Raw genomic sequence first — 15,580 nt, forward strand, 5'->3', positions numbered from 1 at the left:
GGAGGTCACCATGAGCGTCCCGATCTACCAGCAGGCCTTGGGCGCAGAGTTTTCCCGCCTGCAGCCCGAATTGCAGGAGTACTTCTCACTCGCCCCTGGATCAGGGCAGTACGGCGTGGGTGAAGGAACGTTCGACGTCGTGGGCTGCCGCCAGCGGTGGCTGCGCCCATTACTGCGGCTCACCAGCGGCGAAGAAGCATTTTTCCCGGAGTACGGCGAAAACGTCCCGTTCCGGATCGAGAACCATGCGCATCAGGATCCGTTTGGCCGATCCAGCCTGACCGCACGCCGGGAAATCCGCTTCCCCGGGCGCACCCGGCTTTTCCAGGACACCACCAGCGCCACCACGCGCGGCGGCGGCACGCAGCTGGTGGACTACGTCGGCCGGTACCGGCGCCTCGTCACGGACCTGAACCTGGGCGTCACCCCGGAAGGAAGGCTGCGCGGCGTATCCGAAGTTTCGCGGCTTTTCCTCGGACCGCTCCGGTTGCCCCTCCCTCGGGCACTGGATGCGAAAGCCTACGCGGAACAGTGGTGGGACCCCTCCGAAGGCCCTCACGGGCGGCACCGTATCCAGGTGAAAGTGATCCAGCCCCAGATTGGCCTGGTCCTGGTGTACGCGGGGGCCTTCGACTACCGGCTCCGCCCCTACTCCGGCGGCAGCTCCGCCCAGAGCTACCTCCCCCGTTACGCCCAGCCGGACCGCTGGGAGAACAGGGTTTGAGTCTTATCCCAGCACCCGCTGGTTGAGCCCGTCCGCCACCTGGGTCAGCCTGCCGAGGACCGCCGTGGCCTGTGCAGGAGTGAGTCCCGCCAGTCCTGCGGAGGGCGTCACCCGCACCGCGCTGAGCAGTTGGGCGGGCAGGCCCAGCTGCCGCCAAGGACGCCATAGCGATTCCACGCCCTCGGCCACCTGCGGGAGTGTCCCCCCGGAGACTTCCAATGCACCGGCCCAGAAATGCTTGCCTGCCTCGACTGCCCCGGCGAGCTGTTCCCATTGCCGGTTGGTCAGGGCCTTCAACGGCAACGCAACGCCGTCGGCCCCCGCGGACAGGGCCAGCTCGATCGGCGCTTCGATGTCCGGGAGGGACACGACCACCTCGGCGGCTCCGGCTGCGCGGAGGGCGTCCAGGACCAGGCGCCAGGCCTCCCGCGCTTCGGAGACGGCGATCGCCCGCAGGGTCCGATACCCGCTGGCCGTGGGTATGGTGCCTGCCAGCACTGCTGTGATGGCCGGCTCGTCCACCTGGACCACCAGGCGGGTCCCTGGTACTGCTGCGGCAACCCGGCCAAGGTAGCCGCCCACCCCGGCGGCCAGGGAGGCTGCGAGGTCCCGGCGGGCGCCGTGGTCCAGCAAGGCGCGTTCACCGTTGTGCAGGTACAGGCCGGCAGCGAGGGTGAGCGGCCCCACCAGCTGGACCTTCAGTTCCCGGGCTGAGACGTCCTCGGCGCCGGCGACGTCCGCGAGGACATTCAGGTCGGTGGACAGGGCCGAAGCTGCCCGCCGCATGTCCTTGCCCGGGCGGTCAACAAGCCGCCACCCGTGGGGCTGGACATCAACGGCCAGTTCCTCAAGGAACGATGCGGTGCGGCCCAAGGCATCGGATCCAACGCCACGTTCCGGCAGTTCGGCGAGGAAAGGTAAATGCGGGCTGCCAAGTTCACCGCGGATGATCCGGGCGGCTTCGAGCGGATCCTCACCGGGCCACGGGCCCAGGCCAGTGGCCGTCACTTCCTGCGCAGCAATAACGGCCGGCTGCTGGCCGGGTCCGGGTTGGTGCTGTTCCCGGCTCACGCCAGTGCTGAGCTGTGGGGGTTGGCTTCGGCGGACGCCTGATGGTCCTCGGCGATGGCCTCATGGTGGCGGATAACCTCGCCGATGATGAAGTTCAGGAACTTTTCCGCGAACGCGGGATCGAGGTGGGCGTCCTCGGCGAGTCGCCGCAGCCGAGCGATCTGGGCAGCTTCGCGCCCGGGGTCGCCGGCGGGCAACCGGTGTGCGGCCTTCAGGAAGCCCACCTTTTGCGTGGCCTTGAAACGCTCGGCGAGCAGGTACACCAGTGTGGCGTCGATATTGTCGATGCTGGAACGGATGGACAGCAGTTCAGCCATCACCGAATTATCCACGTGGCCTGCCAGTGAACTGGCGGATGGATCAAAATCGTCTGGGCCCGGGTTGTGCTGCGTCATGGTTCCAGTCTATGGGAGCCGATGAAATCGACGCGGGTATGAAGCGCCGGTGCCGGCTGACGGCGGGCACCGGCGCCACTGGCTCCTGCCTGCGGGAGCCACAGCCAGGCTCAGATGCCCAGGAGTGCCCGGTGTTCCTCCCGGCGTTTAGCCTGTTCGGCCGGGTCCGGCACTGGCAGCGAGGCGATCAGGCGGCGTGTGTAGTCATGGCGCGGGTTGCCCATGACCTGGCTGCCGATCCCCTGCTCCACCAGCTTGCCCTTGTACAGCACGCCCACCCAGGAGGACAGGATGTCCACAACGGCAAGGTCATGGCTGATGAACAGGCAGCCGAAGCCAAACTCCTCCTGGATGTCCTTGAACAGTTCCAGGACCTTCGCCTGGACCGAAACGTCCAGGGCCGACGTCGGCTCATCCGCAATCAGCAGCCGCGGATTCAGGCTAAGTGCCCGCGCCAGCGATGCCCGCTGCCGCTGGCCGCCGGAGAGCTCGTGCGGGTACCTGCCCGCATACGACGCCGGCAGCTGCACCGATTCCAACAGCTCGCCGACGCGCTTGCGCGCCTGGGCCTCGCTTGGCCGGGTATGGATCAGCATGGGCTCCGCGATGCAATCACCGATGGTGAGCTGCGGGTTGAACGAGGCGGCCGGATCCTGGAAGACGAAGCCGATGTCCTTGCGGAGTGGTTTGAACGTGCGTTCGCGCAAGTTCAGCATTTCGTAGCCCAGGACCTTCAGGCTGCCTCCGGTGGTCCGGTTCAGCCCGGCGATGGCCCGTCCGATGGTCGTCTTGCCGGATCCAGATTCCCCCACGAGGCCGAACACCTCGCCCCTGGACAAGGTGAAGCTGACGCCGTCCACTGCCTTGAAGGCGGGTGTCCCCAGTCGTCCCGGGTATTCGATCACCAGGTTGTCGGCGGACACCAGCACTTCCCCGTCCTGGTGCGGACGTTCGGTGAGGCCGGCCGACGCCGAGTTGCGGCCCAGGTGCGGCACGGCAGCGAGGAGCTTGCGGGTGTAGTCCTGGCGGGGTTCAGCGAACAACGTCTTCGAGGTGGCCTCCTCGACGATGTCGCCCCGGTACATCACCACTACCCGGTCGGCGAGGTCGGCCACCACTCCCATGTTGTGGGTGATCAGGACGATCGAGGTGCCGTACTTGTCCCTCAGGTCCCGGAGAAGTTCGAGGATTTCCGCCTGTACCGTGACATCCAGGGCCGTGGTGGGTTCGTCGGCGACAATGAGGCCGGGATTCAGGGCCAGTGCTGCCGCGATCACCACACGCTGTTTCTGGCCGCCGGAGAATTGGTGCGGGTAGTAGCTGACGCGGTGCTCGGGGTCCGGGATTCCCACTTTGCGCAGGGCTTCGATGGCCCGTTCCTTGGCTTCCTTCGCTGATACGCGCCCGCTGCCGTCTGCCCCGGCATGGGCCCGGATCCCTTCGGCGATCTGCCATCCCACCGTGAATACCGGGTTGAGGGCGGTGGAGGGTTCCTGGAACACCATGGCCACGTCGCGTCCACGGATCTGGCGGAGCCGGCCGGGGCTCAGGCTGATGACATTGGTGCCGTTGATCAGCACGGCGCCGGAACTCATCGCTGTTTCAGGCAGCAGCCCCAGGATGGTTTTGGCGGTGACGGTCTTGCCGGAGCCGGATTCGCCCACGATGGCCAGCACTTCTCCGGCCCTGACTTCAAGGTTGACGTCCTTGACGGCATGGACGTCGCCGCCGTCGGTGGCGAAGGTGACCTGCAAGTGGTCGATCTCCAGCACCGTTTTACGGTCCTGTTCCGTGTGGTCCGAAACGGACCCAAGGTTTTCGCTCACGGGTTGCTCAATTCTGTTTCGGTGCCGGGTCCAGCTGATGCGGCAGGTGCTTTGCGGCTGATCCGCTTCCGCCCGCGCAGGCGCGGATCGTTGAGGTCGTTGATGCTTTCGCCCACGAGCGTCAGCCCCAGCACGGTCCAGACGATGGCCAGGCCGGGGAACAGCCCCGTCCACCAAATGCCGGACGTGGTGTCGGCGAGCGCCTTGTTCAGGTCGAAGCCCCATTCCGCGGCTGAGCTCGGTTCGATGCCAAAGCCCAGGAAGCCCAACCCTGCGAGGGTCAGGATTGATTCGGAGGCGTTGAGGGTGAAGATCAGCGGCAGGGTGCGGGTGGCGTTGCGGTAGATGTGCCGGGTCATGATCCGGATGTTCGAGGCGCCCACCACCTTGGCCGATTCGACGAAAGGCTCTGCCTTGAGCCTGATCGTTTCGGCCCGGATCACCCTGAAGTACTGCGGGATGAACACGACTGTGATGGAGATGGCGGCAGCCAGGATTCCGCCCAGCAGGCTGGACTGGCCCCCGCTGATGACAATGGCCATGACGATCGCGACCAGCAGGGACGGAAAGGCGTAGATGGCATCGGCGACGACCACCAGGATGCGGTCCAGCCAGCCGCCGATGTAGCCGCTCACCAGGCCGAGGATGACGCCGGCGAAGATGGAGAGGATGACGGCGACGATGATGACCAGCAGGGCGGTCTGGGTGCCCCAGATTACCCGTGACAGGACGTCATAACCGCCAACGGTGGTGCCCAGGAGGTGCTTGCCGCCGGGGGCCTGCTGGGTGGGGAAGTTGCCGTCGGCATCCGAAAGCTGCGCGAAGCCGTAGGGCGCCAGCAGCGGAGCTGCCAAGGCTGTGAGCAGGAAGATGCCTGTGAGGACGAGCCCCACGACCAGCATGAAGCGTTGCAGCCCGACGCTCTTGTTGAAGTGGGAAACAACCGGCAGCCGCCGGAAGAAGGATGCCCGCGGGTTGGCCACGGGTTCCAGGGTGGTCTCGGCAGTCATGTCAGTACCTCACGCGGGGGTCGATCAGCGCGGCGATGATGTCCACGATGAAGTTGGTGACGGCGACGATGACGGCCAGCAGCACCACGATGCCCTGGACGGCGACGAAGTCGCGCGCCGTGAGGTAGTTGGCCAGCTGGAATCCGAGGCCTTTCCACTCAAAGGTTGTTTCGGTGAGCACGGCCCCGCCGAGCAGCACTGCGATCTGCAGGCCCATGACCGTGATGATGGGGATCAGCGCCGGCTTGTAGGCGTGTTTGGTGACCAGCCGGTATTCGCTGACGCCACGTGAGCGGCCCGCCTCAATGTAGTCCTTGCCGAGCGTGCCGATGACATTGGTCCGAACCAGGCGCAGGAAGACCCCGGCCGTCAGGAGGCCAAGGGCCAGAGCCGGAAGGACGGCGTGGGACATCACGTCGCTGAGCGCAGCCATGTTTCCGCTGCGCAGGGCATCCAGCCAGTAGATGCCGGTGGGGGCTTCCAGGGCTGTGAGGGACAGTTCGGTCCTCGTCCCGGCGCGGCCGGCGACCGGCAGCCAGCCCAGCCACACGGAGAACACCAACTTGAGCAGCATGCCGGCGAAGAACACCGGGGTTGCGTAGAACAGGATGGCCAGGATCCGGAGCACGGCGTCCGGCAGGTGATCACGACGGTGCGCGGCGATCATCCCGAGCGGTATGCCCACCACCAGCGCGACGATGATGGCGTTGATGGCGAGCTCCAGGGTGGCGGAGCCATAAGTGGTCAGCATCTCGGTGACCTTGCGGTTGTCCGAGAGGGTGGTGCCGAAGTTGCCCGTGACCAGCTGCCCCAGGTATTCGAAGTACTGCAGAAGCAGTGGCCGGTCGTAGCCGGCGGTGTGGATGCGTTCTTGCAGCTGTTCCGGCGGGAGCCGGCCGCCCATGGCGGCGGTAATGGGGTCGCCGGTGATCCGCATGAGGAAGAACACCAACGTGACGAGGATGAGGATGGTAGGGAAGATCAGCAGGAAGCGGACCAGGATGTACTGGGCGAGCCCTCCCCCTGCCGCTTTTTTCTTGGTCGGAAGGAGCGCGTCCGCATCACTTGGCGGCGCGTCAATCAAAGATGTCATCGGTACCTGGATTCGTGGTGACCGGGAGCCAGCATTCCCCTCGTTGCTGACTGATGACCGGCAAAAGGCGGGACACCATTGCGGCGTCCCGCCTCCGGCCCGTCAGAGCCCGATGGGGGTTGACTGCTTACTTGGACAGCACGCCAAGGCGTGTCTTGAACGAGGGGTCGAGGGTCTTCTCGACACCCTTGACGTCAGCTCCCGCCACCAGGAGCTGCGAGCCCTGCAGGAGCGGCAGGGTGGAGAGGTCCTTCGCCACTGCCGTCTGGGCATCGCCGATCAGCTTCTGGCGTTCGGTCTTGTCCGGAGTGACCAGCTGCTTCTGGATCAGGTCCGTGACAGTCGGGTTCTCGTAGTGGTTCTTGAGGAAGTTGCCCGGGATGAAGAAGGGCGTGAGGTAGTTGTCCGCATCCGAGTAGTCCGGGAACCAGCCGAGCTGGTACACGGGGTACGCGTCAGAGGTGCGTGCCTTGGAGTACGTCACCCATTCGGTGGACTGCAGGTCCACGGTGAAGAGGCCGGACTTCTCCAACTGTTCCTTGACCATGGCGTATTCATCGCCCGAAGACTTGCCGTAGTGGTCCGGGTTGTACTGCAGCTTCACGGTCACCGGACCGGTGATCCCTGCGTCGCTGAGGACCTTCTTGGCTTTGTCCAGGCTCGGCTTGCCGCTGCCGTCCCCGTACAGGTCCTTCATGGGCTGGATTGCGCCGGGCAGCCCATCCGCCACCACGGAGTAGGCGGGAACGTAGGTTCCCTTGTACACCTGGTCCGAGATGGCTTGCCGGTCAACAATGTCCGCCATGGCCTGGCGCACGGCCAGTGCCTTGGCAGGGTTGGCTTCAGGCGTCTTGGCGCCGAACGGCATGGTGTCGAAGTTGAAGACGATGTAGCGCAGCTCGCCACCCGGGCCCTTGTAGACCTTGACCTTGGAGTCCTTGCCGAGGTCGGCGGCGTCCGTGGCGGTGAGGCTTCGGCCGGCAACGTCGATGTTGCCGCCCTGGACGTCCAGCTTCAGGTTGTTGGAGTCGGCGTAGTACTTGATCACGGCGCTGTCGTTGGCCGGCTTGCCGAGCAGTCCGTTGTAGTCGGGGTTGCTCTCGAGGCTGACGAGTTCGTTCTTCTTGTAGGAATCGATGGTGTACTGGCCGGCGAACGGCTTGGCCGCCACGATGTCTTCGTCGCTCATCACCTTATCGGCGGGGAAAACTTCCTCATCCACGATCGGACCGGTGTTGGTGCCAAGGACGCTCGGGAAGACTTGGTCGTTGGCGGCGTTCAGGGTGAACACAACAGTGGTGTCGTCCTTGACGTCGACGGACTTGAGGTTGGACAGCAGTGACGCCGGGCCGTTGGGATCGTTGATCTTGAGGACGCGGTCGTAGGAGAACTTCACGTCCGAGGCCGTCAGCGCGTGGCCGTTGGCGAACTTCAGGTTGGGCTTGAGCTTCACGGTGAACTCGGTGGGTGACGTGAAGGACGCGGACTCCGCGATGTCCGGGCTGACCTCGGCCGAACCGGGCTTCGAGTTCATCAGGAAGGGGTAGACCTGGTTCATCACCAGGAATGAGCCTGCGTCGTAGGAACCGGCGGGATCGAGGGTTACGACCTTGTCCGTGGTTCCAAAGGTAATGGCACCGCCGCCGGCACTGCCGGTGGACGTTCCCCCGCCGCCAGAGGGCCCCGTGCATGCTGTCAGGGCCAGGGCGGAGATGCCTGCCAGCGCGATGGCGCGGTGCAGGGCCGTTGTGCTCTTGATCATCTGTGAACTTCTTTCCGATGAGTACGCGCACGCCCGCGGTCACAGGTTGATAGCCCCAGACGCCGGCGTGCAGTGCTGATCCCTTGATTCAATCAGAGAGTCAGCCCTCGAGACGGCCATTTCTGTGAGTTGAAACACAATATTTTCTCAATAGTTACCCGGCAGTGCGATGCGGAATCGTGCAGGCGGCCGGCCCTGGGCACAGCAAAGGACCGCCACGGTGGAACCGCGGCGGTCCAGGGAACGGCAGGGTTACAGCGCGGCCCGCTGGAGGGACCGTGCGGCGTCGATGGTGGCCTGGCCCAGCACGCGGCTGCCCTGGTACAGCACCACGGTTTGGCCCGGGGCCACACCGCGCAACGGAGCCTCCAGCCGGACCATCAGCTGGCTGCCGGCAGCGCCGTCCCGGGCCGGCTCCATCCAGGCTGTGGCGGGTACGGGATCCCCGTGCGCACGGACCTGGGCGTGGCAGTTGAATTCCGCCCCCGAGTCCACCTCGGAAATGGGAAGGCCCGCCCAGGAGACCTTGATGCCGCGGATCTCGTCGATGGCCAGCAGGGCTTCGGGACCCACGACCACTTTGTTCTCCTTGGGCCGGATTTCCAGGACGAAGCGGGGCTTGCCGTCGGCGGAGGGGGTACCCAGTTTGAGTCCGCGCCGCTGGCCCACCGTGAAGGCGTTGGCTCCCGGGTGCTCCCCCACCTTGGCGCCGGACTCGTCCACGATGTCGCCTGTGGTCATCTCGATTTTCTCGGCGAGCCAGCCGGCGGTGTCGCCGTCCGGAATGAAGCAGATGTCGTGGCTGTCCGGCTTGTTGGCGACGGAGAGGCCCCGCCGCTCCGCTTCGGCACGGACCTCGGCCTTGGACGGGGTGTCGGCCAGGGGGAACATCGAGTGCTTGAGCTGTTCGTGGGTCAGGACCCCAAGGACGTAGCTCTGGTCCTTCGCCCAGTCGGCTGCGCGGTGGAGTTCCCGGTTGCCGTCGGCATCCTCGATCACTTTGGCGTAGTGGCCGGTGCAGACGGCGTCGAAGCCCAGGGCAATGGCTTTCTCCAACAGGGCGGCGAACTTGATCCGTTCGTTGCACCGCATGCACGGGTTGGGGGTGCGGCCGGCGGCGTATTCGTCGATAAAGTCCTGGACGACGTCTTCCTTGAAGCGCTCGGAGAAATCCCAGACGTAGTAGGGAATGCCGAGGACGTCGCAGGCACGCCAAGCGTCCCGGGAGTCTTCGATGGTGCAACAGCCCCGGCTGCCGGTGCGGAGGGTTCCGGGCATGCGGGACAGGGCAAGGTGGACGCCGACGACGTCGTGCCCGGCCTCGACCGCGCGGGCGGCGGCAACGGCGGAATCAACTCCGCCGCTCATGGCTGCTAGTACTCGCATGCTGGCTTTCTGTTGGGGGACGCTTGCTCACCGGGGCCCGGGCGGCAAGGCCGGGCGGGCGAAACGATCTTCGCCTATCCATTCTACGGACCCGCGCAAATCGCCCCTGGCCGCCGGGACCTGACCCGGCAAACCCGCCCAGGGCACCAGCGCCCTGCGGAATCAGCTGCCGTGCAGTGCCTGCCGTGCCACGGTACCTGCGGTTTGGATGGTGGACTCGTGGCCGGCCATTCCGGCCTGGCGTGCACGTGCATAAGCCTCGGGCAGTGCCGCAAGCAGGGCATCGACGTCGGCCTCGGTGGAAGTGTGTCCCAGGCTGAACCGCTGGGCTCCCCGCGCGGTGTCCTCGTCCAGGCCCATGGCCAGCAGCACGTGGGAGGGCCGCGGGACGCCCGCGGTGCAGGCAGAGCCGGTGGACGATTCGATGCCCGCCAAGTCCAGGAGGAACAGCAGCGAATCCCCTTCGCAGCCAGGGAAAGTGAAATGCGCGTTGCCGGGCAGCCGACCGTCACCGGGCGCACCACGGAGTACGGCTTCGGGAACCCGTTCGCGGATGCCGTCCACAAGGCGGTCACGCAGGGCAGCGATCCGCGCCGCCTCGGCGGGCAACGCAGCTGCAACGGATTCCGCAGCGGCGGCGAAGGCCGCGATGGACGCAGTGTCCAGCGTCCCGGAGCGGACGTCGCGTTCCTGGCCGCCGCCGTGCTGCACCGGCGTCAATGTGACCGAGCGGCCCAGCAGGAGCGCACCCACTCCGACAGGGCCGCCGATCTTGTGGCCGGAAACTGACATTGCGTCGAGGCCGGATTCCTTGAAATCCACGGACAAGGAACCGAATGCCTGGACGGCGTCGGAGTGGACGGGCACGCCGGCCGCGTGGGCCAGCTCCACGATGCGGCGGACGGGCTGGATGGTGCCTACTTCGTTGTTGGCCCACATCACGGTCACCAGGGCGACACTGCCGGGGTCGCGTGCCAGCTCCGCCTCCAAGGTAACCAGATCCACCACACCCTCGCGGTCCACGGGCAGCCAGGTAACAGCCGCGCCCTCGTGGCGCTCAAGCCATTCGACGGTGTCCAGCACCGCGTGATGCTCGACGGCGGAGCAGAGGATGCGGCGCCGCCTGGGGTCTTCTGCCACGCGGGACCAGTACAAGCCCTTCACGGCGAGGTTGTCCGATTCGGTGCCGCCGGAGGTGAAGATCACTTCTGACGGGTGTGCCCCGACGGCCGCGGCAATGGTCTCGCGCGCGTCTTCCACGGCGCGGCGGGCCCGGCGGCCGGAACCGTGCAGTGATGACGGGTTTCCGGTACGTGCCAGCTCACGCGTCAGTGCGGTGAGGGCCGCACCGTTGAGCGGCGTGGTGGCGGCGTGGTCGAGGTAGGCGGGCACCGTCCAATTCTAGCGCCCGCTGCCGCGGCAGCCCCGGGCACCAACCTCGGACGCCCCGATGGCGGCAGCCATCAGTTCACCGGCCAGGTCATAGTTGCGGTCCGCCCCCGCTTCGGCTCAGGCCGACGGCGGCACCAGGGGCATGTAGCGCGCCACATCCTTGCGGGCGGCGGCGAGCGACCCCGGATCCGGGCAGGAAACGGAGATGTAGGCCGACGAGCCCGCAGTGCCGAAGACCCTGGCAAGAACCGCGGTCGGCTTTCCGCCGTGCGCGGCAGGTTCCAGCACGAGGACCTCGACGCTCTTGCCGGGCTCTTCGACGCTGCCGCCCCACTGCAACGTCTCCGTCGTCAAATACGAGGGCTGGATGGTGGCGTCCAGGTACTGGAACAGGGCCACGGTGGACTCCCGGTCGTCCCCACGGACCAGCGGGCCCTGCCCGGTGCTGACCCGGGCCGCGACCACGCAACCGTCAGCCTTGGCGTATTGGCTTGCACCGGCTACGTCCTTCGTGACCGGCTTCCACCCCGGTGCACGCTGCAGCTCGTCAGAGATGCCCACCGGAACGCCCGGGGCCAGGGTGCCCCCGGCCGCAAAGGGCAGGTCCCGGGCTGCCACTGCCGCGGCGTCGTGGCCGGGGGTGATCGTTGGGGTGGACAGGGCCGGCGTGCTTGGCGGCGTTTCCGGGGCAGCAGGGTCCCGGACACCCACGCTGCAGCCGGCCAGCAGCACTGCCATTGCCAGCGGCACCCCCCGGCGCCATCCCCGGCCCGCCGGCACGGCCGTCGTCGGAAAACCCATTTCCACCCCGCATCCCCTGCAGCCGGTGTTCGGCTGTGCATCCACGAGTCTAAACTCCGGCCGCGGGGAACCCCGGCACCCCGGGCGCTCGTTGACAATGCAGGCCGACCATCCGGGCTGGCTAGACTGGGCGGGCACTTCGCTTTCCCCGTGGCGCTTGAAGAACAGGACGATTGCTTGACCGAGAGCAGCAGCTCCCACTACCAGGTCCTCCGTGTGGCCGTCACAGCCACTGAAAAAGAGATCAAAGTGGCGTACCGGCGCGCAGCCAGGTCTGCCCACCCGGACCACGGGGGTGATGCCGCAACGTTCCGCCGGGTCACCGCTGCGTACGAGACGCTGATCGATCCGCAGCGCCGCAAGGCCTACGACCGGTCCTACGGGGCGGGCGCCGCGCCGGCCGACGCCGGCGCCCACTTCGATGCCCCCGCGGCAGGCAGCCGGGCGTCCGCCACAGTCCGCAGACCGGGCGGCGGGCGGAACACGGCCGGGGACCCTCCGGTTTACGTTCCGCCTTACGAAGGGAGCGGCGAGATCCCGCTGATTCCGTTGGAGCAGGCCGGCCAGCAGGTCCACGGGATGCCCCGGAAGAGGGGAATCTTCGGCGCCGAGGCCCGGATCCAGCGTGAAATGCGCACGGTGCAGCTCCTCTCCCGCCAGGTGCTGACGGCCATCCCCGCGGCCCGGCTCATCAACGGCCTGCAGTCGCCGGCGGACAACAGCCACATCGACCACGCCGTCCTGTCCGGCTACCGCCTCGCCTTGGTCAACTCGATGCTCCTGCCCAAGGGCGCCTATGCCTGGGACGGCCGCACCCTCAATCACGGGGGGCGTGCCGTGGCGCCCCCGCAGCTTGCCCGGGTGGTGTGGGCGATGCAGGACATCTTTCCGGAACTGAACGTCACGGGGTGGACCGTGGTGTTCAGCCCGGATGGCAACCTCCATGAGCCGGTGATCGACCATCACCGCCGCCCGGCAGGGCCCATGGAAACGGTCCAAATCGTCAACGCGGCCGGCCTGGTGCGCGGCCTGAAGGAGTTCCTTGCCGCAGGACCGGCACCCAACACCGTGAACGTGCCGGTCCTGGCCCGGCTGCTGCGCGGCATGCACTGACGGCGGTTGGCTAGGATGGGGACGTGTTCCGCATCCTCTTCCATGCCCCAGAAATACCCGGAAATACCGGCAATGCCATCCGCCTTGCCGCCATCACCGGCGCCGAACTGCACCTCGTGGAACCCCTGGGCTTCGACTTCTCCGATGCCAAACTGCGCCGTGCAGGCCTGGACTACCACGACCTCGCGGTGGTGACAGTCCACCGGAGCATCGAAGACGCCTGGGAACAGCTCAAGCCGGAGCGGGTCTACGCCTTCACCTCGGACGGTACAACCAGTTACACCGACATCCCGTACCAGCCAGGGGACGTCCTGATGTTCGGCCGCGAATCCGTGGGCCTGCCTGCGGAGCTGAAGACCGACCCCCACGTGACCGCAACAGTGCGCCTGCCCATGCTCCCGGCGCTCCGCTCCCTCAACCTCGCCAACGCCGCCTCCATTGCCGTCTACGAAGCGTGGCGCCAGCAGGGCTTCGCCGGGGCCAAGCTCTAGCACCCCGCCCGGCGGGGACAACCGGGACTGAACTCTTTTTTCGTCGATCCCATCCGGCTGCCGCACGGCTCCGAATGCCTTTTGAAACACATTCAAGCGGAGCAAGGAGCGGCAGGTGACATTACTCGAGGCGCATTCCAGGCGCGAACACCGCAACAGCCGCGGCACTGCCCGGGAATCTCCCGCCGGAGACTTATGCTTGGAAGTGATGGAAACTCCCAACGCGCCGAATCCCGAAGGCTCCGCCGCGGTGACCGATCCCCCAGCCGACATCAGCCAGCGGCTGTCGACGCTGCTCGCCGCTGTCGCCCGCGGGGACCAGGCCGCGTTTGCCGAGTTCTACCAACTCACGTCCCGCCGGGTTTTTGGCATGGCACGCCGGGTCCTGATCGACCCCGAACTCAGTGAAGACACAACGCAGGAAGTCTTCCTGCAGGTCTGGCAGAACGCGGCCAAGTTCGATCCGCAGGCCGGGAGCCCGCTGTCGTGGCTCATGACCATCTCCCACCGGCGGGCGGTGGACAAGGTCCGGTCCTCGCAATCCTCCACGGACCGTGAAGCGAAATACGGCGCCAGCACCCAGGACATCGACCACGACAGCGTCTCCGACGAAGTCGGAAGCCGGCTTGAGGCCGAGGCGGTGGTCCGCTGCCTGGAGACGCTGACCGAAACACAACAGGAATCCGTGCGCCTGGCCTACTACGGCGGCCTGACCTATCGGGAAGTCGCCGAACGGCTGAATGCCGCTGTTCCCACCATCAAGTCCCGCATCCGCGATGGACTGATCCGATTGAAGACCTGTCTGGGGGTGAGTTGAATTGAACGAAATGGACAACAGCCGCAACGACCGTTCGCGTGCCTTTGGCGACACCGTCGCCATGGACCTTGCCGCAGGCCGTGCCATCGACCTCGCCGAACTCTACGCCCTTGACGCGGTCACGGAGCACGAACGCGACGCGATTGACCACTACATGTCCACCGCACCGGAAACGGAGCGCCTCGTCTTCCTGGAGCGTGTCCGCCAGTCCCGGGAGACGCTGGCCCGCACCTTCCGCGCGGAGGAGGAGCCGCCGTCGGACCTGTTCGAACGGATTGTGGCCCAGCTTCCCGCGGGCAGCGGCCGTACCAGTGCTGACGCCGCGCCCCCGGCCGTAGGCGCGGTAAAACCGCCAGAACCAACCGACGAACTCGCCGAGGCCCGCAAGCGCAGGGCGGAGCGCCGTCCGTCCGGCACCAGGCGCTGGCTGGTGGGCGTGGCAGCCGCGGCAGCGATTGCGCTGGGCGGCGTGGGAGTGGGCGCCTACCTGGCCGACCAGAATGATCCCGTCAACCAGGTCGTGCGTGCCGGGGACCTGCGCGAGGCGTCCGTCAACGTTCAAGGCGGCGGCAAGGCGACGGTGCTGATCTCCGCGTCAGAGGATGCCGCCGTGGTGAAAATGAGCGGCGTGCCCGCTCCACCGGCGGGCAAGGTCTACCAGATGTGGCTCATTCCCAAGGACGGCTCCGCCCCGGTGTCGCAGGGCCTGATGGACGAACAGGCACTCTCCAAACCTGCCGTGGTCCAAGGTATCCATTCGGCTGCTTCGCTGGGCATCACCGTTGAACCGTCCGGCGGTTCGAAGGCGCCCACGCTGCCGACGGTTGCGGCGGCACCGCTCGGCGCCTGACCCGGCACCGGCGACCAACGCCAAAAGCCCCCCGTTCCCATGATCGGAACGGGGGGCTTCTTGCTTCCTAGAAGCCGGCGATGGTGTCCGGCCCGTTGACCGCCACCACGTGGAAGGCCTCGGCACTGCGCCCGCGCGGCATTCCTGCCCGCGCGGCGTTGGTGCGCATGCCCTGGCGCACGGTGGCTTCCATGGCCTCCACGTCGGGGTGCTGGCTGACGTGGACATGGATGGCGGCGAGTTTCGCGTCAACCTGGTCGGTGACATCGACGAAGTGGTTTTCCCGTTCACCCGGTCCCGCATAAAGCCAGAGCCACGGCAGCTTGTAGGCTTCCAGCCCGGCCTCCGCCAGCTCGGGATAGGCGAAGGGGTTCTCCAGTGCCGGGTACACGGCCCGGGTCACCGCCTCCCCCACTGCCAGGTGGTCCGGGTGGCTCTTCTGGATCCGCTGCCAGTTCCGTTCAGGGTGCATGGCGAGCACGACGTCGGGGCGGACTTCGCGGATCAGCCGCACCACGCCTTTCATCACCTCGTGGGAGGCCTCAAGGTAGCCGTCACGCTGATGGAGGTAGTGGATGTCAGTGACGCCCACCAGCTCCGCTGCCCGGCGCTGTTCGGCGTCCCGCATGGCGATGATGTCCGCGCGGTGGGCAGGATCGAAGCCGCCGGCATCGCCGTCGGTCATGATGCAGTAGCTCACCTCCACCCCCGCAGCCGTCCACGCGGCGATGGTGCCCGCTGCGCCGAAGTCGATGTCGTCGGGGTGGGCCGCAAAACAGAGCACCCGCCCAACCCGGTGTAATTCCGGGTTGAACGGGCTCCCTGCCTGCTCGCTGGAAGCAGTCAACG

Annotated in this window: 15 protein-coding genes; 5 read left to right on the forward strand and 10 right to left on the reverse strand. The window is 66.7% G+C overall.

The genetic code is table 11. The annotated features are described in order from the left end of the window. Window positions 1-10: 10 nt before the first annotated feature. Window positions 11-724 carry a DUF4166 domain-containing protein gene (locus AC4EEV_RS03960; protein WP_018760236.1) on the forward strand — a complete coding sequence of 238 codons (714 nt, stop codon included), beginning with the start codon at window positions 11-13 and terminating at the stop codon, window positions 722-724. A 3-nt stretch (window positions 725-727) separates the two neighbouring features. Here AC4EEV_RS03960 and AC4EEV_RS03965 read toward each other — a convergent pair whose 3' ends face one another. The 9 genes from AC4EEV_RS03965 to AC4EEV_RS04005 all read right to left on the reverse strand — a co-directional run bounded on the left by AC4EEV_RS03965 (window position 728) and on the right by AC4EEV_RS04005 (window position 11,460). After that, a complete protein-coding gene (locus tag AC4EEV_RS03965) occupies window positions 728-1,747 on the reverse strand; it encodes a uroporphyrinogen decarboxylase/cobalamine-independent methonine synthase family protein (RefSeq protein WP_043423675.1) in 1,020 nt (339 codons plus the stop codon). Between the two features lie 44 nt (window positions 1,748-1,791). Further along, on the reverse strand, window positions 1,792-2,190 hold the full coding sequence (locus tag AC4EEV_RS03970) for a chorismate mutase (RefSeq protein WP_018760238.1): 399 nt from the start codon (window positions 2,188-2,190) through the stop codon (window positions 1,792-1,794). A gap of 110 nt (window positions 2,191-2,300) precedes the next feature. Next, window positions 2,301-4,016: an ABC transporter ATP-binding protein gene (locus AC4EEV_RS03975; RefSeq protein ID WP_491330196.1), complete on the reverse strand. Its 1,716-nt coding sequence runs from the start codon at window positions 4,014-4,016 to the stop codon at window positions 2,301-2,303. Further along, window positions 4,013-5,026, reverse strand: coding sequence for an ABC transporter permease (locus AC4EEV_RS03980; protein ID WP_018760240.1), 1,014 nt, complete (start codon window positions 5,024-5,026; stop codon window positions 4,013-4,015). Before AC4EEV_RS03980 ends, AC4EEV_RS03975 begins: the two co-directional genes overlap by 4 nt. Before the next feature lies 1 nt (window position 5,027). Further along, window positions 5,028-6,119, reverse strand: a complete 1,092-nt coding sequence (locus tag AC4EEV_RS03985; protein WP_026264261.1) for an ABC transporter permease — start codon at window positions 6,117-6,119, stop codon at window positions 5,028-5,030. Window positions 6,120-6,246: 127 nt separating this feature from the next. Further along, window positions 6,247-7,881 carry an ABC transporter substrate-binding protein gene (locus tag AC4EEV_RS03990; RefSeq protein WP_491330197.1) on the reverse strand — a complete coding sequence of 545 codons (1,635 nt, stop codon included), beginning with the start codon at window positions 7,879-7,881 and terminating at the stop codon, window positions 6,247-6,249. Window positions 7,882-8,133: 252 nt separating this feature from the next. After that, window positions 8,134-9,267 carry a tRNA 2-thiouridine(34) synthase MnmA gene (gene mnmA, locus AC4EEV_RS03995; RefSeq protein WP_491330198.1) on the reverse strand — a complete coding sequence of 378 codons (1,134 nt, stop codon included), beginning with the start codon at window positions 9,265-9,267 and terminating at the stop codon, window positions 8,134-8,136. Between the two features lie 162 nt (window positions 9,268-9,429). Further along, the gene (locus tag AC4EEV_RS04000) at window positions 9,430-10,659 is read right to left on the reverse strand and encodes a cysteine desulfurase family protein (RefSeq protein WP_285319983.1); all 1,230 of its coding nucleotides are present in this window, start codon (window positions 10,657-10,659) and stop codon (window positions 9,430-9,432) included. Window positions 10,660-10,776: 117 nt separating this feature from the next. Beyond that, on the reverse strand, window positions 10,777-11,460 hold the full coding sequence (locus AC4EEV_RS04005) for a hypothetical protein (RefSeq protein WP_491330843.1): 684 nt from the start codon (window positions 11,458-11,460) through the stop codon (window positions 10,777-10,779). A 177-nt stretch (window positions 11,461-11,637) separates the two neighbouring features. On the opposite strand from AC4EEV_RS04005, the gene AC4EEV_RS04010 reads away from it, so the two are divergent. The 4 genes from AC4EEV_RS04010 to AC4EEV_RS04025 all read left to right on the forward strand — a co-directional run bounded on the left by AC4EEV_RS04010 (window position 11,638) and on the right by AC4EEV_RS04025 (window position 14,731). Beyond that, on the forward strand, window positions 11,638-12,573 hold the full coding sequence (locus AC4EEV_RS04010; RefSeq protein WP_491330199.1) for a J domain-containing protein: 936 nt from the start codon (window positions 11,638-11,640) through the stop codon (window positions 12,571-12,573). Window positions 12,574-12,596: 23 nt separating this feature from the next. Then, complete coding sequence (locus AC4EEV_RS04015; protein ID WP_018760247.1) at window positions 12,597-13,064, forward strand: tRNA (cytidine(34)-2'-O)-methyltransferase; 468 nt, start codon at window positions 12,597-12,599, stop codon at window positions 13,062-13,064. 208 nt (window positions 13,065-13,272) lie between these two features. Next, window positions 13,273-13,881, forward strand: coding sequence for a sigma-70 family RNA polymerase sigma factor (locus tag AC4EEV_RS04020; protein ID WP_109863770.1), 609 nt, complete (start codon window positions 13,273-13,275; stop codon window positions 13,879-13,881). Window positions 13,882-13,891: 10 nt separating this feature from the next. Beyond that, window positions 13,892-14,731, forward strand: coding sequence for an anti-sigma factor (locus tag AC4EEV_RS04025; protein ID WP_018760249.1), 840 nt, complete (start codon window positions 13,892-13,894; stop codon window positions 14,729-14,731). Between the two features lie 67 nt (window positions 14,732-14,798). Here the strand turns inward: AC4EEV_RS04025 and AC4EEV_RS04030 are convergent, their stop codons facing one another. Beyond that, window positions 14,799-15,578: a PIG-L deacetylase family protein gene (locus AC4EEV_RS04030; protein WP_026264262.1), complete on the reverse strand. Its 780-nt coding sequence runs from the start codon at window positions 15,576-15,578 to the stop codon at window positions 14,799-14,801. Window positions 15,579-15,580: the final 2 nt, after the last annotated feature.

Source organism: Pseudarthrobacter sp. MOO14 (genome assembly GCF_058267675.1).